The organism is Pseudaquabacterium rugosum (assembly GCF_038066575.1).
Taxonomy (GTDB): domain Bacteria; phylum Pseudomonadota; class Gammaproteobacteria; order Burkholderiales; family Burkholderiaceae_C; genus Pseudaquabacterium; species Pseudaquabacterium rugosum.
The window spans coordinates 163,837-186,998 of record NZ_JBBUTF010000013.1 but is presented as its reverse complement, the minus strand read 5'-3'; the positions used below and the strand labels follow the sequence as shown (position 1 = coordinate 186,998).

At 69.7% G+C, this 23,162-nt stretch carries 20 protein-coding genes and 1 pseudogene; 8 read left to right on the top strand and 13 right to left on the bottom strand.

What is annotated here, in order from left to right:
- The first annotated feature begins 37 nt into the window (after nucleotides 1-37).
- Nucleotides 38-1,147: a ferrochelatase gene (gene hemH, locus AACH11_RS15335; RefSeq protein ID WP_341375108.1), complete on the top strand. Its 1,110-nt coding sequence runs from the start codon at nucleotides 38-40 to the stop codon at nucleotides 1,145-1,147.
- Nucleotides 1,148-1,172: 25 nt separating this feature from the next.
- Here hemH and AACH11_RS15330 read toward each other — a convergent pair whose 3' ends face one another.
- The 3 genes from AACH11_RS15330 to AACH11_RS15320 are packed head-to-tail and all read right to left on the bottom strand — an operon-like array spanning nucleotide 1,173 to nucleotide 4,252.
- Nucleotides 1,173-2,684, bottom strand: a complete 1,512-nt coding sequence (locus AACH11_RS15330) for a tripartite tricarboxylate transporter permease (protein ID WP_341375107.1) — start codon at nucleotides 2,682-2,684, stop codon at nucleotides 1,173-1,175.
- 21 nt (nucleotides 2,685-2,705) lie between these two features.
- Complete coding sequence (locus tag AACH11_RS15325; RefSeq protein ID WP_423228751.1) at nucleotides 2,706-3,266, bottom strand: tripartite tricarboxylate transporter TctB family protein; 561 nt, start codon at nucleotides 3,264-3,266, stop codon at nucleotides 2,706-2,708.
- Nucleotides 3,267-3,295: 29 nt separating this feature from the next.
- Nucleotides 3,296-4,252, bottom strand: coding sequence for a Bug family tripartite tricarboxylate transporter substrate binding protein (locus tag AACH11_RS15320; RefSeq protein WP_341375105.1), 957 nt, complete (start codon nucleotides 4,250-4,252; stop codon nucleotides 3,296-3,298).
- A gap of 172 nt (nucleotides 4,253-4,424) precedes the next feature.
- Here AACH11_RS15320 and AACH11_RS15315 point away from each other — a divergent pair, with 172 nt between their 5' ends.
- From AACH11_RS15315 to dnaJ, 6 genes and pseudogenes are all read left to right on the top strand, one after another.
- Nucleotides 4,425-5,156, top strand: a complete 732-nt coding sequence (locus AACH11_RS15315; protein WP_341375104.1) for a response regulator transcription factor — start codon at nucleotides 4,425-4,427, stop codon at nucleotides 5,154-5,156.
- On the top strand, nucleotides 5,140-6,684 hold the full coding sequence (locus AACH11_RS15310) for a sensor histidine kinase (RefSeq protein ID WP_423228750.1): 1,545 nt from the start codon (nucleotides 5,140-5,142) through the stop codon (nucleotides 6,682-6,684). The genes AACH11_RS15315 and AACH11_RS15310 overlap by 17 nt, the downstream gene beginning before the upstream one ends.
- Nucleotides 6,681-7,169: an RNA-binding S4 domain-containing protein gene (locus AACH11_RS15305; protein ID WP_341375102.1), complete on the top strand. Its 489-nt coding sequence runs from the start codon at nucleotides 6,681-6,683 to the stop codon at nucleotides 7,167-7,169. Before AACH11_RS15310 ends, AACH11_RS15305 begins: the two co-directional genes overlap by 4 nt.
- Before the next feature lie 148 nt (nucleotides 7,170-7,317).
- Nucleotides 7,318-7,869: a nucleotide exchange factor GrpE gene (gene grpE / locus AACH11_RS15300; RefSeq protein ID WP_423228757.1), complete on the top strand. Its 552-nt coding sequence runs from the start codon at nucleotides 7,318-7,320 to the stop codon at nucleotides 7,867-7,869.
- A 90-nt stretch (nucleotides 7,870-7,959) separates the two neighbouring features.
- Nucleotides 7,960-9,933, top strand: a pseudogene (gene dnaK, locus AACH11_RS15295) (molecular chaperone DnaK); the annotation flags it as partial.
- Between the two features lie 140 nt (nucleotides 9,934-10,073).
- Nucleotides 10,074-11,222: a molecular chaperone DnaJ gene (gene dnaJ / locus AACH11_RS15290; protein ID WP_341375099.1), complete on the top strand. Its 1,149-nt coding sequence runs from the start codon at nucleotides 10,074-10,076 to the stop codon at nucleotides 11,220-11,222.
- A gap of 129 nt (nucleotides 11,223-11,351) precedes the next feature.
- Here dnaJ and AACH11_RS15285 read toward each other — a convergent pair whose 3' ends face one another.
- From AACH11_RS15285 to ppsA, 8 genes are all read right to left on the bottom strand, one after another.
- Nucleotides 11,352-12,524, bottom strand: coding sequence for a PA0069 family radical SAM protein (locus tag AACH11_RS15285; RefSeq protein ID WP_341375098.1), 1,173 nt, complete (start codon nucleotides 12,522-12,524; stop codon nucleotides 11,352-11,354).
- A 70-nt stretch (nucleotides 12,525-12,594) separates the two neighbouring features.
- Nucleotides 12,595-14,016, bottom strand: a complete 1,422-nt coding sequence (gene dnaB, locus AACH11_RS15280) for a replicative DNA helicase (RefSeq protein WP_341375097.1) — start codon at nucleotides 14,014-14,016, stop codon at nucleotides 12,595-12,597.
- A gap of 204 nt (nucleotides 14,017-14,220) precedes the next feature.
- Nucleotides 14,221-14,670, bottom strand: a complete 450-nt coding sequence (gene rplI, locus AACH11_RS15275; RefSeq protein WP_341375096.1) for a 50S ribosomal protein L9 — start codon at nucleotides 14,668-14,670, stop codon at nucleotides 14,221-14,223.
- 14 nt (nucleotides 14,671-14,684) lie between these two features.
- A complete protein-coding gene (gene rpsR / locus AACH11_RS15270) occupies nucleotides 14,685-14,975 on the bottom strand; it encodes a 30S ribosomal protein S18 (RefSeq protein WP_341375095.1) in 291 nt (96 codons plus the stop codon).
- A 24-nt stretch (nucleotides 14,976-14,999) separates the two neighbouring features.
- Nucleotides 15,000-15,293, bottom strand: coding sequence for a primosomal replication protein N (gene priB, locus AACH11_RS15265; protein ID WP_341375131.1), 294 nt, complete (start codon nucleotides 15,291-15,293; stop codon nucleotides 15,000-15,002).
- Between the two features lie 62 nt (nucleotides 15,294-15,355).
- Entirely contained in the window at nucleotides 15,356-15,724 is a 369-nt protein-coding gene (gene rpsF, locus AACH11_RS15260; protein WP_341375094.1) for a 30S ribosomal protein S6, read from the bottom strand.
- Between the two features lie 166 nt (nucleotides 15,725-15,890).
- A complete protein-coding gene (locus AACH11_RS15255) occupies nucleotides 15,891-17,969 on the bottom strand; it encodes a VC_2705 family sodium/solute symporter (RefSeq protein ID WP_341375093.1) in 2,079 nt (692 codons plus the stop codon).
- A gap of 31 nt (nucleotides 17,970-18,000) precedes the next feature.
- Nucleotides 18,001-20,397: a phosphoenolpyruvate synthase gene (ppsA, locus tag AACH11_RS15250; RefSeq protein WP_341375092.1), complete on the bottom strand. Its 2,397-nt coding sequence runs from the start codon at nucleotides 20,395-20,397 to the stop codon at nucleotides 18,001-18,003.
- A 316-nt stretch (nucleotides 20,398-20,713) separates the two neighbouring features.
- Here ppsA and ppsR point away from each other — a divergent pair, with 316 nt between their 5' ends.
- Entirely contained in the window at nucleotides 20,714-21,538 is an 825-nt protein-coding gene (ppsR, locus tag AACH11_RS15245; protein ID WP_341375091.1) for a posphoenolpyruvate synthetase regulatory kinase/phosphorylase PpsR, read from the top strand.
- Nucleotides 21,539-21,610: 72 nt separating this feature from the next.
- On the opposite strand, the gene AACH11_RS15240 is transcribed toward ppsR, so the two are convergent.
- A complete protein-coding gene (locus AACH11_RS15240) occupies nucleotides 21,611-22,435 on the bottom strand; it encodes a TrmH family RNA methyltransferase (protein ID WP_341375090.1) in 825 nt (274 codons plus the stop codon).
- 7 nt (nucleotides 22,436-22,442) lie between these two features.
- Complete coding sequence (gene rnhB, locus AACH11_RS15235; RefSeq protein WP_341375130.1) at nucleotides 22,443-23,054, bottom strand: ribonuclease HII; 612 nt, start codon at nucleotides 23,052-23,054, stop codon at nucleotides 22,443-22,445.
- Between the last annotated feature and the right edge of the window lie 108 nt (nucleotides 23,055-23,162).

The window sequence follows — 23,162 nt, the reverse complement described above, 5'->3', positions numbered from 1 at the left end:
CGGGCCGCCGTGACACGCCCTCGCCGACAATGCCGGCATGACCTTCGCGACTGAACCTGCCCGCAGCCACGGCCAGCCGGCCCGCTGCGGGGTGCTGCTGATCAACCTCGGCACGCCCGACGCCCCGGACGCCGCGTCGCTGCGGCGCTATCTGGCCGAGTTCCTGTGGGATCCGCGGGTGGTCGAGATTCCGCGCCTGCCCTGGTGGCTGATCCTGCACGGCATCATCCTGCGCACCCGGCCCGCGAAATCAGCGGCCAAGTACGCGACGGTGTGGACGCCCGAGGGCTCGCCGCTGGCCGTCCACACCCGCACGCTGGCGCTGCGCCTGCAGGGTCATCTGTCGCAGCATGGCCATCCGCTGGTGGTGCGCTGGGCGATGCGCTACGGCAGCCCCTCGGTCGCCTCGGAACTCGATGCGCTCAAGGCCGAGGGCTGCACCCGCATCCTGCTGCTGCCGCTGTACCCGCAGTACGCGGCCGCCACCACCGCCAGCGCCTTCGACGCCGTGGGCGCCTGGGCCCGCCGCACGCGCTGGCTGCCCGAGCTGCGCCAGATCAACCACTACCACGACGATGCGGGCTACATCGCCGCCCTGGCCGCCAGCGTGCGCCGCCACTGGCAGCGCGAGGGCCGGGCCGAGCGCCTGGTGATGAGCTTCCACGGCGTGCCCGCGCGCAGCCTGACGCTGGGCGATCCCTATTTCTGCGAATGCCACAAGACGGCCCGGTTGCTGGCCGAGGCCCTGGGCCTGCAGGCCGACCAGTACCTGGTGACCTTCCAGAGCCGCTTCGGCAAGGCGCGCTGGCTGGAGCCTTACACCGAACCCACGGTGCAGCGACTGGCACGCGAGGGCGTGCGCTCGCTGGACCTGATCTGTCCGGGCTTCGCCGCGGACTGTCTGGAGACACTGGAGGAGATCGGCGTCGAGGTACGGGACGCCTTCCTGGCCGCCGGCGGCCAGGATTACCGCTACATCCCCTGCCTGAACAGCGATGACGGCTGGGTACAGGCCCTCGGCGCGCTGACGCTGAAGCATCTGCAGGGCTGGCCGACGCAGCGCGCCGACGATCCGGCGCAGCCCTCGGCCGAGCGCCTGGGCCAGGCCGAACGCGTCCGCGCCCACGCCCTGGGCGCCGAGCGCTGAGGCGCGCCCGGCCCCGGCCCCGCCCTCAGCCGGCCACCGGCTGCGGCGCGCGCCGGCTCTGCAGCCAGTTCAGCAGGCGCGGCAGCAGCATGGCCGCCACCACCACCGCCAGCAGCGTGGCCGACATCGGACGCTGGATGAACACGCTCCAGTGCCCCTCGCCGATGGACAGCGCATTGCGCATCTGGGCCTCGGCCAGCGGGCCCAGGATCATGCCGACAATCACCGGGGCGGTCGGCAGATCGAAGCGCCGCATCATCACGCCGAGCAGACCGATGCCGGCCATCAGATAGAGGTCGAACGAACTCTGGCGCATGCCGTAGACGCCGACGGTGGCGAAGATCAGGATGCCGGCGTACAGCGGCGCACGCGGGATCTTCAGCAGCTTGACCCACAGACCGACCAGCGGCAGGTTCAGCACCAGCAGCATCACGTTGCCGATGTAGAGGCTGGCGATCAGCGCCCACACCAGACCCGAGCTGGTCTGGAACAGCTGCGGGCCGGCATTGATGCCGTAGCCCTGCAGCGCCGACAGCAGGATGGCCGCGGTCACGCTGGTCGGGATGCCGAGCGTCAGCAGCGGCACCAGCGTGCCGGTGACGGCCGCGTTGTTGGCCGCCTCCGGGCCGGCCACGCCCTCGATCGCGCCGACGGTGCCGAACTGCTCCTTGTGGGCGCTGAGCTTGCGCTCGGTCGCGTAGCTGAGGAAGGTCGGGATCTCGGTGCCGCCGGCCGGAATGGTGCCGAACGGGAAGCCCAGGAAGGTGCCCCGCAGCCAGGCCGGCCAGGAGCGCTTCCACTCGTCGCGCGTCATGTGCACCTTGCCCATGGTGTTGAGCTGGGCGGACGAGCGGCCTTCGTAGAGGGCGTTGTACAGGCACTCCGAGACCGCGAACAGGCCGACGGCCACCAGCACCACCTCGATGCCGTCCATGAACTCGGGGACACCGCCGGTGTAGCGCACCTGACCCGAGATCTGGTCCATGCCGACCAGACCGATGGCCATGCCGATGAACAGCGCGGTGAGGCCGCGCAGCGTGCTCTGCCCCAGCACCGCGCTGACGGTGGTGAAGGCCAGCAGCATCAGCATCGCGTACTCGGGCGGGCCGAGCTTGACCGCGAACTCGGCCACCATCGGCGCGAACAGCGTGACCAGCACGGTGGCGATGGTGCCGGCGACGAAGGAGCCGATGGCCGAGGTCGCCAGGGCCGCTCCGGCACGGCCGTTGCGGGCCATCTTGAAGCCCTCGAGCGCGGTCACCATGGTGCCGGTCTCGCCCGGGGTGTTCAGCAGGATCGAGGTCGTCGAGCCGCCGTACATCGCACCGTAGTAGATGCCGGCGAAGAAGATCATCGAGGCCGTCGGCTCGACCTGCGCCGTGATCGGCAGCAGCATGGCCACCGTCACCGCCGGGCCCAGGCCCGGCAGCACGCCGATGGCCGTGCCCAGCGCACAGCCGACGAAGGCCCACAGCAGATTGACCGGCGTGCCGGCGGTCGCGAAGCCCTGCAGCAGCAGGTTCCAGGTATCACCCATCTCGTACTCCGGGGCGGGCGCTCAGAGCCAGCCGGTGCCGGTCAGACCCGGCAGATTGATCGCCAGCAGGCGCGTGAACAGCCAGAACACCGGCGTGGCGATCAGCAGGCCGGTGGCCAGATCGACACCGGCCTGGCGCAGGCCGCCGGCACCGCGGCCTTCGCTGTAGCGCAGGCCGCGCACGGCCAGCGCATAACACAGCGCATTGGCGAACACGAAGCCCACGACGGTGATGAGCGTGGCCACGGCCAGCAGGCCGGCCACCACCCAGGCCAGCGCCACCCAGTCGCCGCGCGGCGCGCCGGACGGCTCCGGCAGATCGCGCCAGCCACCGCGTGCGCCCTGCCAAGCCAGCAGCGCGCCGCAGACCATCAGCACCACGGCCACCAGCCAGGGCAGGAAATCGGGGCCGACGCCGGCATAACCGGCATCCGACGGAATGCGCGCCGCCCCGAAGGCCAGGCCGACGCCCAGCGCCAGCGTGCCCAGCCCCACCCACATCGGGGCGCGGCCGGGGTCATGAGAACCGGCACCGCCAGCGGCTCCGGCATCCCCGCTCGCGGGGTGCTGCGTCACATCCATCGTGTCCACCTGTCCTGCCTGCGCCTGTCTCAGACCATGCCGGCCTTGACCATGGTCGCCAGCAGCGAGGTGAACTCGCGGTCGACGAAGGTCTCGAAGTCCTTGCCGGCCAGCACGGCCGGCGTCCAGCCGTTCTTGCCCAGCGCCTCTTCCCAGGCCTTGGACTTGGTGGCCTTGATGACGCGCTCGGTCAGCGCCTTGCGCTGCTCGGGCGTGATGCCGGGGGCGGCATAGACACCGCGCCAGTTGCCGATCTCGACGTCGAAGCCCTGCTCCTTCATCGTCGGGATGCCCTTGAGGCGCTGCGGCGCGGTGACCGCGATCGGGCGCATCTTGCCGGCGGTGATGTACTGCTCGAACTCGCTGTAGCCCGAACCACCGACCGAGACGTTGCCGCCCAGGATGGCCGCCACCGCCTCGCCGCCGCCACGGAAGGGCACGTAGTTGACCTTGGTCGCGTCGATGCCGACGGCGCGCGCCAGCATGGCCGCGGCGATGTGCTCGGTCGAACCCCGCGAGCCACCGCCCCACTTGACGCTGCCCGGGTCCTTCTTCATCTGCTCGACCACGTCCTTCATCGACTTGAACGGCGAGTCGGACGGCACGACGAAGACGTTGTATTCGCTGGTCAGTCGCGCGATCGGCGTGGCCTGGGCCAGCGTGACCGGCGGCTTGCCGGTGATGATGCCGCCCAGCATCACGGCGCCCATGACCATCAGCGCGTTCGGATCGCCCTTGCTGGCGTTGACGAACTGGGCCAGGCCGATGGCTCCGGCCGCACCGCCCTTGTTCTCGAAGGTGACCGCCGAGGCGACGGTCGCGTCCTGCAGGGCCTTGCCCAGCGCACGGCCGGTCATGTCCCAGCCACCGCCCGGGTTGGCGGGAATCATCAGCTTCATCGCCTGGGCCTGGGCCTGGGCGCTCAGCGGCAGGCTGCCGGCGGCGGCGAAGGCGGCCAGGGACTTCAGGAAGGTGTCACGACGCATGGCGGTGTCTCCGGTGCAAGGTGGGGCTTGTCGATCGACGGACGGCCGTGCACCACACGGGGTGGCCACAGGCTGTCACGGCTGGCGATGTTCGACAGTCAGGCTGTCAGTCGGCTGTCCAGAGCCCCCTGGGAAACCCTGAACGCCGAGGCTGGCATGATGCGCGGCCACCATGCTCAAACTGCTGCTGATCGAGGACGATCCGGACCTGCAGGCCACGCTCGTGCGCACCTTTGCACGCCGCCAGCTGCAGGTCGTCGCCTGTGCCGATGGCGCCCGCGCGCTCGACCGCTGGCGTGCCAGCGTGCCCGACGTCGTGCTGCTGGACCTCAGCCTGCCCGGCCGCGACGGCCTGCAGGTGCTGGGCGATGCCCGCGCCGAAGGGCTGACCACGCCCGTCATCATCCTGACGGCCCGCGGCACGGTCGGTGACCGCATCCTGGGGCTGAACACCGGCGCCGATGACTACCTGCCCAAGCCCTTCGACCTCGACGAGCTCGAAGCCCGCGTGCGTGCACTGGCCCGGCGCCAGCCCGCACGCACGGGCCCGGGGGCGACCGGTGGCCCCGCCGCACCGGGACGCGCCGGCGCGCCCGACCTGCCACCCGCCTTCTGCGGCCTGCGCGCGGATGCCGACAGCGGCGCCGTCTACTGGCACAGCAGCGCGCTGGAGCTCGCCCCGCGCGAGGCCGCGCTGCTGCGCGCGCTGCTGGCCCGGCCGGGCCAGGCGGTGGCCAAGGAGCGGCTGTTCGAGCTGGTGTTCCCCGGCCAGGACGAGGTCCAGCTCGAGGCCATCGAGGTCGTGGCCTACCGGCTGCGCAAGCGCCTGGCCGACACCGGTGCCCGCCTGGTCACGCTGCGCGGCCTCGGCTATCTGCTGAAAGCCGATGGCGATGCCGGCTGACGACGCCGACGGCGCGGCCCGTGTCCGCACCATCGCCTCGCTGCGCGGCCAGCTGCTGATCGGCATCCTGCTGCCGGTGGCTCTGCTGGTCGGCCTCAACACGGTCAGCCTCTATGCCCAGGCCCTGCGCGCCGCCGACACGGCCTACGACCGCACGCTGCTGGCCTCGGCGAAGACCATCGGCGAGCAACTGACCGTCGAGCAGCGGGACGGTCGCGCGCGTCTGGTAGCCACCGTGCCCTACTCCGCACTGGAGGCCTTCGAGGCCGACAACCGCAGCCAGCTCTTCTACCGCGTCGGCGGCTTCCACGGCGAGCTGGTGTCGGGCTATGACGACCTGCCGCGCTGGCAGGGCCACATCCCGCGCCAGGGCCCCTACGCGGCCCTGGTGGACTTCATCGATGCCCGCTACCGCGGTGAACCGGTGCGCATGGCCGTGCTGCTACAGCCGGTGGCCGGCCAGGGCGGCGTGGGCGTGGCCACCATCCAGGTGGCCGAGACCCTGGAGCTGCGCCACACGCTGGCGCGCCAGATGCTGCTGGACACGCTGTGGCGCCAGGCCCTGCTGCTGGCGGTGATCGGTGCGGTGGTGATCTGGGTCGTCCAGCGCACGACGCGGCCGGTGCGCCGCATCTCCCGCCACCTGGCCGACCGGGCCGAGAACGACCTCGCGCCACTGGACGTGGCCGCGGCGCCGCGCGAACTGCAGCCCCTGCTGGAGGCGACCAACGAGCTCATGGGCCGCCTGGCCCATCTGCTGGCCCACCAGAAACGCTTCGTGCGCGACGCCTCGCACCAGCTGCGCACGCCGCTGGCCGTGCTCAAGGCCCAGGTGCAGTCCGCCCGGCGCGGCGACCTGCCCCCGGCACAGGCCCTGGCCGAGATCGCGCTGACCGTGGACCGGGCCACCCGTCTGGCCAACCAGCTGCTCGCACTGGCCAAGGTCGAACAGCTGCGCCACCAGCCCGACGGCGGGCCACGCCCCTGGGCCGAGGACGTGCGCGCCGTCGCCCTGGACCTCGCCGCCCTGATCGCCGACCGCGAGCTCGACTTCGAGCTCGACATCGCGGCCGACGCCACCGGTGCCTGCGTGCAGGCCCATGAGTGGGCGCTGCGCGAGCTGGTGCGCAACCTGCTGCACAACGCGATCCGTCACACGCCGGTCGGTGGCGGCTTGCGGGTCAGCCTGTCGCGCCGCCTCACCAGCGACGGCGCCCGCCTGCGCCTGTGCATCGCCGACGACGGCCCCGGCATCGATCCGGCGCTCGGGCCGCGCCTGTTCCAGCCCTTCGGTGCCGCCGCCAGCCCGGGCGGATCGGGCCTCGGACTCGCGATCGTCCACGAGATCGTGCAGACGCTGGGCGGGCGGCTGAGCCTGTGCAACCGCGGCCACGCCGTGGGCACGGACGCCGCCCCATCGTGGCCGGTGACCGGCGGCCCGCCAGGGCCCCGGCCGGCAGACCCCGCCCACACCACCGGACTGGACGCCGAGGTGCTGCTGCCCATCGTCGACAATGGCGCCCCATGACTGGCCCATCGAAGACGCGCCGCCCTGACCACCGGACCCCGGACGACACACCGGCCGGTGTGCGCCTGGACAAATGGCTGTGGGCGGCCCGGTTCTTCAAGACCCGCTCGCTGGCGGCCGACGAGATCGACAAGGGCCGCATCAGCATCAACGGCCAGGCTGCCAAGGCCTCGCGCGAACCCCGCCCGGGCGACCAGATCGAGCTGCGCCAGCCCGGCGGTCCGGCCCGGACGGTGCGGGTGCGGGCCCTGAGCGCGGTGCGCGGCCCGGCGCCGGTGGCACAGATGCTCTACGAGGAAACGGCCGAGAGCCTGCTCGCCCGCACCCAGGCCGCCGAGGCCCGACGCCTGGCGGCCGAGCCGGCGCTCGCCATCGCCCACGGCCGGCCGACCAAGCGTGACCGGCGCGAGATCACCCGCAGCCAGCACGACTGGCAACGCTGGAGCGCCTCGATCGACGACGCCCGGCCGCCGGGCGACGACTGACCAGACGCCGTCCGGCCCAGACCATCCCGGCAGGGCGGCGGCCCGCATCTCCCCCGTCACGGCGGGGTCTTGAAATCCGGGGCCTGCGCCCCATGTCCCCGCCTGAACCGTGTTCAACCCCTTCAAGAAATCCAACCCGCAGCCCGACATGACGACGCCGGAGTCCACGATCCCCCCCATCCCCGCCGACGCCAACCCGCTCGGTGAGCCGCCTGCAGCCGAGACTGCCGCCCCGGCCGAACCGGATCTGGCGCAGCGCTATGCCGAGCTCGAGGCCAAGCACACCGAGGTCGCCGATGCCTATCTGCGCGCCAAGGCCGAGGCCGAGAACGCCCGCCGCCGCGCGGACGAAGAGGTGAGCAAGGTGCGGCGCTTCGCCGTCGAAGGCTTCGCCGAGAACCTGCTGCCGGTGATGGACAGCCTGCAGGCCGCGCTCGCCCAGCCCGACGCCGACGCGAAGACCGTGCTGGAAGGCGTGCAGGCCACGCTGCGCCAGCTCAGCAGCGCACTCGAGCGCAACAAGGTGGTCGCCATCGACCCGCCGGCCGGCACGAAGTTCGATCCGCACCAGCACCAGGCCATCAGCATGGTGCCGGCCGAACAGGATCCGAACACCGTGGTGATGGTGCTGCAGAAGGGCTACCTGATCGCCGAGCGCGTGCTGCGCCCGGCCCTGGTGACCGTCGCTGCGCCCAAGTGAGCGCGCGGCTGCACGCCGTCCAAGCACAGGCCATGCCGGCCCCTTGAAAACCCGGCCGGCAGCCACACCTCCAGAACAAGCGAATTTTCCTCATCCAGGAGCACACACATGGGCAAGATCATCGGCATCGACCTGGGCACCACGAACTCGTGCGTGGCCATCATGGAAGGCAACTCGACCAAGGTGATCGAGAACAGCGAGGGCGCCCGCACCACGCCGTCGATCATCGCCTACCAGGAAGACGGTGAAGTGCTGGTCGGCGCCTCGGCCAAGCGCCAGGCCGTGACCAACCCGCGCAACACGCTGTACGCCGTCAAGCGCCTGATCGGCCGCAAGTTCACCGAGAAGGAAGTGCAGAAGGACATCAACCTGATGCCCTATGCCATCGCCGCGGCCGACAACGGTGACGCCTGGGTGGAAGTGCGCGGCAAGAAGATGGCCCCGCCGCAGGTCAGCGCCGAAGTGCTGCGCAAGATGAAGAAGACCGCCGAGGACTACCTCGGCGAGGAAGTGACCGAGGCCGTCATCACGGTGCCGGCCTACTTCAACGACGCCCAGCGCCAGGCCACCAAGGACGCCGGCCGCATCGCGGGTCTCGACGTCAAGCGCATCATCAACGAGCCCACCGCCGCGGCCCTGGCCTTCGGCCTGGACAAGCACGGCAAGGGCGACCGCAAGATCGCCGTCTATGACCTGGGCGGCGGCACCTTCGACATCTCGATCATCGAGATCGCCGATGTCGACGGCGAGATGCAGTTCGAGGTGCTGTCGACCAACGGCGACACCTTCCTCGGCGGCGAGGACTTCGACCAGCGCGTCATCGACTACATCATCAGCGAGTTCAAGAAGGAGTCCGGCGTCGACCTGACCAAGGACGTGCTGGCCCTGCAGCGCCTGAAGGAAGCCGCCGAGAAGGCCAAGATCGAGCTGTCGAACTCGTCGCAGACCGACGTCAACCTGCCCTACATCACGGCGGACGCGACCGGCCCGAAGCACCTGAACATCAAGCTCACGCGCGCCAAGCTCGAAGCCCTGGTCGACGAGCTGATCGAGCGCACGATCGAGCCGTGCCGCATCGCGATCAAGGATGCCGGCATCAAGGCCTCGGACATCGACGACGTGATCCTGGTCGGCGGCATGACCCGCATGCCCAAGGTGCAGGACAAGGTCAAGGAGTTCTTCGGCCAGGATCCGCGCAAGGACGTCAACCCCGACGAGGCCGTGGCCGTCGGTGCCGCCATCCAGGGCCAGGTGCTCTCGGGTGACCGCAAGGACGTGCTGCTGCTGGACGTCACCCCGCTGTCGCTCGGCATCGAGACGCTCGGCGGCGTGATGACCAAGATGATCAAGAAGAACACCACGATCCCGACCAAGTTCGCGCAGGTGTTCTCGACCGCCGACGACAACCAGCCGGCCGTGACGATCAAGGTCTACCAGGGCGAGCGCGAGATGGCCTCGGGCAACAAGAGCCTGGGCGAGTTCAACCTCGAAGGCATCCCGCCGGCCCCGCGCGGCATCCCGCAGATCGAGGTCTCCTTCGACATCGATGCCAACGGCATCCTGCACGTCGGCGCCAAGGACAAGGGCACCGGCAAGGAGAACAAGATCACCATCAAGGCGAACTCGGGCCTGAGCGAGGCCGAGATCGAGAAGATGGTCAAGGACGCCGAGGCCAACGCCGCCGAGGACGCGAAGAAGCTGGAGCTGGTGCAGGCCCGCAACCAGGCCGACGCGATGGTCCACTCGGTCAAGAAGAGCGTGGCCGAGCACGGCGACAAGCTCGACGCCGGCGAGAAGGAGAAGATCGAGGCCGCGCTGAAGGATGTCGAGGAAGCCCTCAAGGGTGACGACAAGGCCGACATCGAGGCCAAGACCGAGATCCTGATGACCGCCAGCCAGAAGCTGGGCGAGAAGATGTACGCCGAGGCCCAGGCAGCCGCCGGTGCCGCCGGCGCGGGCGCGCAGGCCGAGCCTGGCGCGGCCGGTGCCGCCGGGGCGTCCGCCGGGGCGAAGCCGGCCGACGACAATGTCGTCGACGCCGAGTTCAAGGAAGTCCGCAAGTGATTCCGCGCCGTCACGGCGCGGCCGGCCCGCCGGGCCGCCGCCCGTGACACCCCAGCGCCGCGCACGGGCGGCCGGGCCCCGCAACGGGTCACGGTCGCCCCGCGCGGCGTCTTCTTTCCCACGTGCAGAGAAGCGACACGATGGCCAAGCGCGATTACTACGAGATCCTGGGCCTGGCGAAGACCGCCGGCGAGGACGAGATCAAGAAGGCCTACCGCAAGCTGGCCATGAAGTTCCACCCTGACCGCAACCAGGGTGACGGGGCCAAGGCGGCGGAGGAGAAATTCAAGGAGGCCAAGGAGGCCTACGAGATGCTCTCCGACCCGCAGAAGAAGGCGGCCTACGACCAGTACGGCCATGCCGGCGTCGATCCGAATGCCGGCATGGGCCGCGGCGGTCCGGGCGCCGAGGGCTTCGGTGGCTTCGCCGAGGCCTTCGGCGACATCTTCGGCGACATCTTCAACGGCGGCCGGCGCGGCGGCGGTGGCGCGGGCGGCCCGCAGGTCTACCGCGGCTCCGATCTGAGCTACGCGATGGAGATCTCGCTGGAGGAAGCCGCCCACGGCAAGGAAGCGCAGATCCGCATCCCGACCTGGGACGGCTGCGACACCTGCAAGGGCACCGGCGCCAAGCCCGGCACCAGCCCCAAGACCTGCCAGACCTGCGGCGGCTCGGGCTCGGTGCACATGCGCCAGGGCTTCTTCTCGATCCAGCAGGGCTGCCCGCACTGCCACGGCACCGGCAAGATCATTCCCGAGCCCTGCACCGCCTGCAACGGCGCCGGCAAGATCAAGCGCCAGAAGACGCTGGAGGTGAAGATCCCCGCCGGCATCAACGAAGGCATGCGCATCCGCTCGGCCGGCAACGGCGAGCCCGGCACCAATGGCGGCCCCGCGGGCGACCTCTACATCGAGATCCGCATCAAGGAGCACGACATCTTCGAGCGCGACGGGGATGACCTGCACTGCACGGTGCCGGTGTCGTTCACCACGGTGGCGCTCGGCGGATCGATCGAGGTGCCCACGCTCAACGGCAAGGCCGAGATCGAGCTGCCCGAGGGCACGCAGCACGGCAAGACCTTCCGCCTGCGCGGCAAGGGCATCAAGGGCCTGCGCTCCAGCTACCCGGGCGACCTGTACGCACATGTCTCGGTCGAGACGCCGGTCAAGCTGACCGAGCACCAGCGCAAGCTGCTCAAGGAGCTCGACGAGTCCATCCGCAAGGGCGGTGACAAGCACTCGCCGAATGCCAAGAGCTGGACGGACCGGGTCAAGGACCTGTTCAAGTGAGGCGGGCCGGGGCCTGCCGAAGGTCCCGACGATGCGGATGGCCGCGGCGGTCCTGACGGCCGCGTGCCCTGCGCCCGATACAGGCGCCTGACGTCCACCTTGAGGGGCCCTGCGGGGCCCCTCGTGCCGTCAGAACAGCGTGAACTGCGGCGAAGGGTCGGCCTGCGGCTGAGGCACCACGCCGGACGACATGGGCCGGGAGCCCGGACGCTGCGGGCGTGGCGGCGGCCGGAAGGCCCGGCCATCGAGCGGCAGGCGCTCACCCGACAGCCCCAGCCGCGCGCAGGCCTTGCGCAGGCGCTGGCGCAGCAACTCGGCCCAGACGCCCTGCCCCTTCATGCGCAGGCCGAAGCGCGCGTCGTTGTCGGCACCGCCGCGCATCTCGCGCACACGGGCCATCACCCGCTCGGCGCGCTCAGGGTAGTGCTGCTGCAGCCACTGCTGGAAGATCGGGTTCACCTCCCAGGGCAGGCGCAGCACGATGCCGAAGGCATGGCGCGCCCCGGCTTCGCGGGCGGCGGCCAGGATGCGCTCGAGCTCCGGCTCGTTGAGGAAGGGAATCAGCGGCGAGACGCTGACGCCCACCGGCACACCGGCCTCGCTCAGCCGGCGGATGGTCTGCAGGCGCCGCTGCGGTGCGGCGGCCCGTGGCTCCAGACGCCGCGCCAGCAGCGGATCGAGCGTGGTCAGCGAGACATGGACCATCGCCCGTCCGGCCGCGGCCATCGGCGCGATCAGGTCCAGATCGCGCTCCACGCCCGCGGACTTGGTGATCACCGAGTACGGGTGGGCGCACTCACCCAGCAGCTGCAGCAGGCCGCGGGTCAGGCCACGCTCGCGCTCGATCGGCTGATAGGCGTCGGTGATGGTGCCCACCGCGATCGGCGACGGCACATGGCCCGGGCGGGCCAGCTCAGCGCGCAGGCAATCGACCGCATTGACCTTGGCCACCAGCTGCGTCTCGAAATCCAGGCCGGGCGACAGGCCCAGCCAGGCATGCGAGGGCCGCGCATAGCAGTAGACACATCCGTGCTCGCAGCCCCGGTAAGGGTTGATCGACTGGTCGAAACCGATGTCGGGGGAGTCGTTGCGGCTGATGAGGGTGCGCACCTGCTCATCGCGCACCGTGGTCTGCGGCCGCCAGACCTCGCGTTCGGCCTGACGCTGCTCCAGCGCGCCCCAGCCGTCGTCCTCGGGCTGGCGTTCGACACTGTCGTGGCGATGGGCCTGCGTCCAGGCCACACCGCGGCCCTTGACCACGGTGTGCAGCGGCGACAACGGAATCAGTGGACGGCCGGACATGCCGGCAGTCTAGCGGGACACTGTGTTTTTGAACAGCACCCCTGAGCGCCGGACGGCGCCCGGGCGGGCGTCAGTACTCGCCGCCGCCCAGCGCGCCCGGCGCCAGGTTGTCGAACTTGGTGTTGGGCTTCAGGAAGGCCAGCTTCACCGTGCCGACCGGGCCGTTACGCTGCTTGCCGATGATGATCTCGGCAATGCCCGGCTCCTTGGATTCCTTGTTGTAGTACTCGTCGCGGTAGATGAACATGATGATGTCGGCATCCTGTTCGATGGCGCCCGATTCACGCAGATCGGACATCATCGGCCGCTTGTCGGTGCGTGTCTCGACCGAGCGGTTGAGCTGCGACAGCGCGATCACCGGGCATTGCAGCTCCTTGGCCAGGGCCTTCAGGCCGCGCGAGATCTCCGAGATCTCGGTCGCCCGGTTCTCGCCCTCGCTCTTGCTGGTGCCGCTCATCAGCTGCAGGTAGTCGACGACGATCAGGCCGAGCTGGCCGTACTGGCGGGCCATGCGGCGCGAACGCGCGCGCAGCTCGGCCGGGTTCAGCGCCGGCGTCTCGTCGATGAAGAGCTGGGCCTTGCTCATCGTCTCGACCGCCTCGGTCAGCCGGGCCCACTCGTCGTCACGCAGACGGCCGGTGCGCAGATTGCTCTGGTCGATGCGGCCGAGCGAGCCGATCATCCGCAGCGCCAGCTGCGCCGCGCCCATTTCCATCGAGTAGACCAGCACCGGCAGGCCCTCGTGCACCGCCACGTTCTCGGCGATGTTCAGCGCGAAGGCGGTCTTGCCCATCGACGGGCGCGCGGCCAGGATGATCAGGTCGCCCTTCTGCAGGCCGGCCGTCATGCGGTCCATGTCGAAGAAGCCGGTGCGCACGCCGGTGACGTCCTCGGCACCGTTCTCCGCCAGCTCGTTGACGCGGTCGATGATCTCGATGGCCAGCTTGTCGATGCCGATGAAGCCCTGCTTGTTGCGCGAGCCCTCCTCGCCGATCTTGAAGATCTTGCCCTCGGCCTCGTCGAGGATCTGGCTGACCGGCCGGCCCTGCGGGTTGAAGGCGTTGGTGGCGATCTCGTCGGAAGCCGAGATCAGCTTGCGCAGGATGGCGCGCTCACGCACGATCTCCGCATAACGCCGCAGGTTGGCGGCACTCGGCACGCTCTGGGCCAGCGCATTCAGATAGGCCAGGCCACCGATCTGCTCGTGCTTGCCGCTCTGCTGGAGGTGCTCGAAGACCGTGATCACGTCAGCCGGCTTGCTGGCGGCCAGCAGCTGGGCGATCGCGTTGAAGATCTCCTTGTGCTCCCAGCGGTAGAAGTCGCCGTCGCTGATCTGGTCACCGGCCCGGTCCCAGGCCATGTTGTCGATCAGCAGGCCGCCGAGCACGCTCTGTTCGGCCTCGACGGAGTGCGGCGGGATGCGCAGGCGCGCGACCTCGTCATCGGCCGGGGCCGATCCATCGGCGTTCGGAGAGCGGTAGGCGATGTTCATGGGTGGCGCGGCAAGGTCAGACGTGGATCATAGGGCGACCGGGCCGGACGCCCTGTGGACAGGGCTGTGGGCTTCCGGTGGATCTGGCGTGGACAGCACGGCAGACCCAGAAATGCGAAAGGGCCGGCCCGTGAGGGCCGACCCTTGGGTCGGGGCGGCGCGCAGGACGCGCCGCCGGTCGGACGAGCCGGATCGGAAGACCGATCAGGCCTCGGCGACCACGTGGACGCTGACTTCGACGAGAACGTCGGTGTGCAGCGCGACCTGGACCGGGAACTCGCCGAGCGCCTTCAGCGGGCCGCTGGGCATGCGGACCTGGGCCTTGGGCACGTCGTAGCCTTGCTTCTTCAGCGCGTCAGCGACGTCGGCGTTGGTCACCGAGCCGAACAGACGGCCGTCGACGCCCGCCTTCTGGGCCACGGTCAGGGTCTGGCCAGCCAGCTTCTCACCGACGCCCTGGGCGGCGGCGAGCTTCTCGGCGGCGGCCTTCTCCAGCTCCGCACGACGGGCTTCGAATTCCTTGACCGCGGCCGCAGTAGCGCGGCGCGCCTGCTTGGTCGGGATCAGGAAGTTGCGAGCGAAGCCGTCCTTGACCTTGACGACATCACCCAGGTTGCCCAGATTGGCGACCTTTTCGAGCAGGATCACTTGCATGGTCAATCGCTCCTTCAGACGCGGTGCTTGTCGCTGTACGGCACCAGGGCCAGGAAGCGCGCACGCTTGATGGCCACGGTCAGCTGACGCTGGTAGAAGGCACGGGTGCCGGTCAGACGGGCCGGGGTGATCTTGCCGTTCTCGCCGACGAAGTCACGCAGGACGTCGATGTCCTTGTAGTCGATCGACTCGACGCCGGCGACGGTGAAGCGGCAGAAGCGCTTGCGCTTGAACAGCAGCGACTGCTGGTTGCGCTTGGGCTTGCGGTCCTTGGAGAACTTGCCTTTGCCACGGGGGGGTGCCATGTGGAACCTCTTGGATCTGGAAAATTACAGGGCGTTGGCCGGCATCGGATGCGCGACCAGATGCGTGATGTGGAACAGCAGTCCGCGACCGTTGCGGGTCTGGCCCAGGAAACCGGAAAACTCCGCCTCCTGACCCAGTGCCAGCGCGCCCAGCGCCTGCGTGATGGCCCCGATGCCCAGCGCCTTGATCTCGAAGGAGATCTGGCGCGGGCGTCCGTCCTCGACGACCGACGCGGCATGTTGCAGCGTCGCGTCGAGGGCCGGTACGCCGGCAGGGGTGTAGCGCAGGGCGCCGCGTTCGAGCAGCTGCGCGCTCAGGACCAGCCGGTTGTGCCGTGCCGGTTCGTCGCGCGCCGCCCGGGCTGCGGTCGCGTCGCCGATCAGTTGGCCGACTCCGAGGAAGCCGCCGCCTTGCGCGACTCTTCCTTCTCGACGGCCTTCATCATCACGGACGGGCCGGTCTCGGCCTTGTCCTTGGCCACGGTCAGGTGGCGCAGCACGGCGTCGTTGTAGCGGAAGCCGGTCTCGAGCTCAGCCAGGGTTTCCTTGCTGCACTCGATGTTCACGCACACGTAGTGCGCCTTGGCCAGCTTCTGGATCTGGTAGGCCAGTTGACGGCGGCCCCAGTCCTCGACGCGGTGCACGGTGCCGCCGTTGGCGGTGACGATGCCCTTGTAACGCTCCAGCATGGCCGGAACCTGCTCGCTCTGGTCCGGGTGGACCAGCAGCACGATCTCGTAATGACGCATGGACACTCCTTGTGGTTTCCCTCTCCCGGCCATCGCCGTGCGATCGCACGGCACCGGCCGGAAGCCGGAAGCTGCCCGCGCCCGGCGGCCCTTGCGTCAGCAGGACCTCGAGACACTGCGCACGCCAATCGCGCGCAGACGGATGCAGCAAGAGGAAAACCGAAGATTATAGCGGGTTTTGACGGGCCCCGCCACGAGGCTGACGCAGCAGGTCCACCACCTCCGGAGCGCCCGAGGCCCCTTGCGCCCGGGCAAGGCTGACCAGCGCCAGCGTCAGCGCCCCCGACGGCACACCCAGCAGGCCACCGGCGACCATGGGCTCGAGCCCGGCGCCGGCGATCCACGGCGCCCAGGGCAACCAGGGCCGCAGCGCAGGCACCATGCAGGCCAGACAGGCGAGACAGGCCAGCGTGCCCACCAACATGCCGCTGACCGCCCCGGCACGGTTGGCGCCACGCCAGAAAATGCCCATCACCAGCGCCGGGAAGAACGCCGAGGCGGCGAGAGAGAACGCGGCGGTGACGAAGGGCAGGATGTTGGTGATGCGCAGCGTGGCCACCCAGGCCGCGAGCAAGGCGATCAGCAGCACCATCATCTTGCTGAGCATCACCCGCCGGATCGCGCTGGCGCGCGGCGGCTGCACGGTGCGGAAGACCAGATCATGAGCCAGTGCGTTGGCGATGGTCAGCAACAGGCCGTCGGCGGTGGACAGCGCCGCCGCCAGCCCGCCCGCGGCCACCAGATAGGTCACCACCAGCGGCAGCCCGCCCATTTCGGGCGCGGCCAGCACGATCATGTCGCCGCCCAAGCGCAGTTCGGACAACTGCAGCAGCCCGTCGCCGTTGACATCCGAGAAGTTGACCAGGGCCGGATCCAGCTTGCTCCAGCGGTGGACCCAGTCCGGCAGGCTGCCGTAGGACGTGCCCACCAGCTGGGTGAAGACCTCGTACTTGACCATCACCGCCAGCGCCGGCGCGCTGATGTAGAGCCCGACGATGAACAACAGCGACCAGCCCACCGAGCGCCGCGCCTCGGCCACGGAGGGGGTCGTGTAGTAGCGGGTGAGCATGTGCGGCATGGCGGCGGTGCCCAGCATCAGGCACAGCACCAGCCCGAGGAAATTCAGCCGGCTGCCCGGCTCCGGCGGCTGGGTCTGGCGGGCGAGACCGGCCAAGGGCTGCGACTGTTGCAGCGCCACGGCCAGCTCCCGCTCGTACTGGGCACGCGCCGTCGGCACGGTGCGCGGCAAGCGCTCGAGGCGCCGCTCGGCCCGCTGGATCTGGGCCAGGGGCACGTCCTCGGCTCGCATGCGCTCGATGTCACGCGCCAGCTGTTCGGTGTCGGCGGCCATCGCCGCAGGCACGTCACGCAGCTTGCGGCGGGCCTCGTCGGCGCGCTGGGCATGGATCGCCCGCACCTGCAGTTCGGCCGGATCGCGCATCAGCTCGGCCTCGCGCGCGGTGACCACCTGCAGCTGGCGCTGGTAGTTGAACATCGGCGCCAGACCCCCGCCCTGGTGCAGGCCGAGCCAGACCACCGGTGCGGTGTAGGCCAGGATCAGCACGATGTACTGCGCGACCTGGGTCCAGGTGACGGCCCGCATGCCGCCGAGAAAGCTGCACACCAGCACCCCGCCGAGGCCGACGAAGATGCCGATGTCGAAGCTGAAACCCGTCAGGTGGGAGACCACCAGACCCACGCCGTAGACCTGGACCACGACGTAGACGAAGCTGACCAGCACGGTGGCCAGCACACCGATCACACGTGGCGCATGACCGCCATAGCGTGCGCCGAGGAAATCGGGAATCGTGAACTGGCCGAAGCGCCTCAGGTAAGGCGCCAGCAGCACGGCCACCAGGCAGAAGCCGCCGGTCCACCCCAGGATGTAGGCCAGGGCATTGAAGCCGTTGAGGTAGAGCACCCCGGCCGTCCCGATGAACGAGGCCGCGCTCATCCAGTCGGCGGCCGTGGCCATGCCGTTGTAGATCGCCGGCACACGACGGCCGGCGACGTAGTACTCGGCCTCGTCGGTGGTGCGGCTCATCAGCCCGATGCCGGCATAGACCAGCACCGTGCCGATGAGAAAGCTCGCCCCGATGCCCGCGCGCGGCCAGCCTGCGCGCTCCAGCAGGGCCATGCAGCCCACGAAGAGCAGCAGCCCCAGCGTGAACAGCAGGTAGCGCCGATGCAGCCGACGCGTGAAGCGTCGGGTGTTCTCGTCGACACGCAGGCGCAGGCGGGACATCAGAGCCGACGCTTGCGCACTGCGGGAACGCTCAGCGCTGGGCCAGGCGCGTCCAGGTCTCGATGACGGAGTCGGGGTTCAGCGAGATCGAGACGATGCCCTCGCCAGCCAGCCAGTCGGCGAAGTCCGGATGGTCGCTGGGGCCCTGACCGCAGATGCCGACGTACTTGCCGGTGGCCCGGCAGGCGGTGATGGCACGGCTGATCATCGCCCGCACGGCCGGGTCGCGCTCGTCGAAGTCCTCGGCCAGCTGCTCCAGGCCGGAGTCGCGGTCCAGGCCCAGCGTGAGCTGGGTCAGATCGTTCGAGCCGATCGACATGCCGTCGAAGTGCTGCAGGAACTGATCGGCCAGGATGGCGTTGCTCGGCACCTCGCACATCATGATCACGCGCAGGCCGTTGTCACCCCGCTTGAGGCCCTTGTCAGCCAGCAGACCGACCACCCGCTCGGCCTGACGGACCGTGCGCACGAACGGCACCATGATCTCGACGTTGGTCAGACCCATGTCGTTGCGCACGCGCTTGAGCGCCTCGCACTCCATCGCGAAGGCATCGGCGAACTCGGCGTTGATGTAGCGCGAGGCACCGCGGAAGCCCAGCATCGGGTTCTCTTCGTCCGGCTCGTAGCGCGAACCACCGATCAGCTTCTTGTACTCGTTGGACTTGAAGTCCGACAGGCGCACGATGACGGTCTTCGGCCAGAAGGCGGCGGCGATGGTGGCCACGCCCTCGACCAGCTTGTCGACGTAGAAGGCACGCGGCGAGGCATGACCGCGCGCCACCGACTCGACGGCCTTCTTCAGGTCGGCATCGATGTTCGGATAGTCGAGGATGGCCTTCGGGTGGACGCCGATGTTGTTGTTGATGATGAATTCCAGCCGCGCCAGACCCACGCCCGAGTTCGGCACCTGGGCGAAGTCGAAGGCCAGCGTCGGGTTGCCGACGTTCATCATGATCTTGACCGGGCAGTACGGCATCTCGCCGCGGCGCACCTCGACCACCTCGGTCTCGAGCAGGCCGTCATAGATCATGCCGGTATCGCCCTCGGAGCAGACCACCGTGACCAGCTGGCCGTCGGTCAGCTTCTCGGTCGCGTCACCGCAGCCGACGACGGCCGGGATGCCGAGCTCGCGCGCAATGATGGCCGCGTGGCAGGTGCGACCGCCGCGGTTGGTGACGATGGCGCTGGCGCGCTTCATCACCGGCTCCCAGTTCGGGTCGGTCATGTCGGTGACCAGCACGTCGCCGGGCTGCACACGGTCCATCTCGGCGATCGAGCTGACCAGGCGCACCGGGCCGGTACCGATCTTCTGGCCGATGGCACGACCCTCGGCCAGCACGGCGCTGCTGCCCTTGAGCTTGTACTTGTGCTCGACCTGGCCTTCGGCCTGGCTCTTCACGGTCTCCGGGCGGGCCTGCAGGATGTAGAGCTTGCCGTCACGGCCGTCCTTGCCCCACTCGATGTCCATCGGGCGGCCATAGTGCTGCTCGATGATCAGCGCGTACTTCGCCAGCTCGACCACGTCGGCGTCGTTCAGGCTGTAGCGGTTGCGTTGCTCGACCGGCACGTCCTCGGTCTTGACCAGCTTGCCGCTGGCCACACGCTCCTCGGGCGTGGCGAAGGTCATCTGGATCAGCTTGCTGCCCAGCGTGCGACGGATGACCGGGAACTTGCCGGCCTTGAGCTGCGGCTTGTGGACGTAGAACTCGTCCGGATTGACGGCGCCCTGCACCACCGTCTCGCCCAGGCCGTAACTGGACGTGATGAAGACCACGTCCTGGAAGCCCGACTCGGTGTCGATGGTGAACATCACGCCGGCCGCACCCAGATCGGAGCGGACCATGCGCTGCACACCGGCCGACAGGGCCACGTCGGCATGGGCGAAGCCCTTGTGCACGCGGTAGCTGATGGCGCGGTCGTTGTACAGGGAGGCGAAGACCTCCTTCATCTTGTGCAGCACGTCCTCGATGCCGACGACGTTCAGGAAGGTCTCCTGCTGGCCGGCGAACGACGCGTCAGGCAGATCCTCGGCCGTGGCCGACGAGCGCACGGCGAAGCTGGCCTCGGGGCTGTCGGCCGTCAGTTGGACGAAGGCGGCACGCACCGCGGCCTCGAAATCGGCCGGGAACGGCGCGTCGATCACCCATTGGCGGATCTCGGCGCCGGCCACGGCCAGCGCCTTGACGTCGTCGGTGTCGAGCGCGGACAGGCGCGCGTTGATCTTCGCGGTCAGACCACCGTGGCTCAGGAATTCGCGGAAGGCGTGGGCCGTGGTCGCGAAACCACCGGGGACGCGCACGCCGCTGGCGGCCAGTTGGCTGATCATTTCGCCGAGGCTGGCGTTCTTGCCGCCGACCACCTCGACATCACCCATCCTCAGATGTTCAAACGGGACGACCAGGGCGGTCGCCAGAGGGCTGGAAGACATGGGAAAGCTCCGTAGGGTTGAAAAACCGGGAGCCTGTCGGCGCGCGATTCCGGACGTCCGCGGTGGAGACGCACGCACCCCGGCCGCAGCGCGGCATCACGGGGTTGGAGGCGGGCATCGATCGACACGACGGGAAACCGGACGAGGGCGGAAGGACAGGCGGAAAACAGGGGTGCGAAGCCCCGGCAGGCCGATCGGGCCTCGCCGAAACCGCTTTGAAACTCGCGCCATTCTAAGGACGAACCGCGGCGCTTTCGCGCCTATGATCGTGCAGACGTCGCCTGTTGATTACCCTGATCCCCTCATCCACACGGTCATGCCCCAACGCAGCGTGTTCTTTGTCTCGGACGGAACCGGCATCACCGCCGAGACCTTCGGCAACTCCATCCTCGCGCAGTTCTCGATCAAGCCCCGCCACGTGCGGCGCCCCTTCATCGACACCGTGGCCAAGGCCCAGGCGGTGCTCGTCGAGATCAACCAGGTCGCCGCCGCCGAGGGGCGCCGGCCGGTGGTCTTCATCACGCTGGTCGACGACACGGTGCGCGAGATCATCAGCGGCCCGGAATGCCAGGGCATGGTGATGGACATGTTCCGCCACTTCGTCGAACCGCTGGAAGCCGAGTTCGGCGTCAAGAGCAACCACCGCGTGGGCCGCTTCTCCGACGCCGCCAAGAGCGACGAGTACAACGAACGGATCGAGGCGATCAACTTCTCGCTGGCGCATGACGATGGCCAGAGCTCACGCAACCTGGATGCCGCCGACGTGATCCTGCTGGGCGTCAGCCGCTGTGGCAAGACACCGACCAGCCTGTATCTGGCGATGCAGCACGGCGTCAAGGCCGCCAACTATCCGTTGATCCCCGAGGACTTCGAGCGCAACAAGCTGCCACCGGCGCTGGTGCCGCACATCCGCAAGTGTTTCGGCCTGACGATCGACCCGGAGCGCCTGTCCCAGATCCGCAACGAGCGGCGCCCGAGCAGCCGCTATGCCGCACTCGACAACTGCCGACATGAGGTGCGCGAGGCCGAGACCATGATGCGCCGCTCGGGCATCTCCTGGCTGAGCTCGACGCACAAGTCGATCGAGGAGATCGCCACCACCATCCTGCGCGACATCCGCCCGGACCGGCTCATCTACTGAGCCACGGGAGGCGCGGCCGGGTGTGCGCCCTGGCCCGCCGGAGGGGCACCCGGCCGGCCCGCACCGCAGGCCTCAGTCCGCAGCGCCCTGTCGCACCGACTCGTACAGGCAGATCGCGGTCGCCGCGGCCACGTTGAGCGACTCCTCGCCGCCGGGCTGCGGGATGCGCACGCGCTGCGCGCAGCGTGCCAGCAGTGCGGCATCCACGCCCTGCCCCTCGTGGCCCATGACCCAGGCGCAGGGCTGGGCCACGCGGGCCAGCGGCAGCGCCACGCTGTCGTCGCCCAGGCTGGTGCCGATCAGCGGCACGGCCAGCGCCTGCAGCGCCTCGGGCGCCAGACCCTCGATCAGCCGCAGGCCGAAATGGGCACCCATGCCCGAGCGCAGCACCTTGGGCGACCACAGCGCGGCCGTGCCCTTGAGCGCGAGGACCTGACCCACGCCGAAGGCCGCCGCGCTGCGCAACATGCTGCCGACGTTGCCGGCATCCTGCACCCGGTCGAGCACCAGACTGGCCGCCTGCGGCGCGATCGCCCCGGCCTCGGGCAGCGCCCACACATAACCGAGCGGCGCAGGTGACTCCAGGCCGCTCAGGCCATCGAACAGCGCCGCGGGCAGCACCCGCACCTGCGGCGCCGCACGCGCCAGGTCGTGCAGCGCACCGCCGGTCTCCCAGGCCGCTTCGGTGATGACGGCCTGCAGGGGCCTCAGTCCGCGCGTCAGCAGGGCCGAGCACAGATGCTCGCCCTCCAGCCAGACCCGACCGGCCTTGCGGTAGGCCGCCGGATCCCGCGCCAGGCGGCGCAGCTGCACCAGCAGCGGGTTGTCGCGCGAGCTCAGGCGCTGGACGTCGGGCTGGCCCGGAGCGGCCCCGGACGGAATGGATGCGGCGGTCATGCGCGGATCAGGGCTGGATGCCGGCCTGGGCGATGGCCAGGCGCACCGGGGCGAAGCTGCGCCGGTGCTCGGGGCACGCACCATGCACACGCAGCGCGTTCAGATGCTCGGGCGTCGGATAGCCCTTGTGGGTGGCGAAACCGTAGTCGGGCCAGCGCGCGTGCAGGACGGCACACAGCCGGTCGCGGTGGACCTTGGCCAGGATGGAGGCCGCCGAGATCGAGGGCACGCGGGCATCGCCCTGCACGATGGCATGCGCGGCCATCGGCAGATCCGGCACCCGGTTGCCATCGACCAGCACCTGCTGCGGCGGCAGGCGCAGGCCGGCCACCGCGCGCTGCATGGCGAGCATCGTGGCCTGCAGGATGTTCAGGCGGTCGATCTCCTCAACCGTGGCCTCGGCGATGCAGCAGGCCAGGGCCTTGGCGCGGATCTCGTCGAACAGGCGCTCGCGTCGACGCGGCGTCAGCACCTTGCTGTCGCCGAGGCCGGCGATCGGCTGCAGCTCGTCGAGGATGACGGCGGCGGCCACCACCGGACCGGCCAGTGGTCCGCGGCCGGCCTCGTCGACGCCGGCCACCAGCGCGCCGATGCCCGGCGCCGGCTGCAGCCAGTCCATCTGCAGCGGCGGCAGCCCGGTGGGCCGCGGGCGCCGCCGCACGGCCGCGCGCGAACGCGCCGTCAGCAGCGCGGGCACCGGCAGCGGCACCGGCAGATCGAGCAGGCC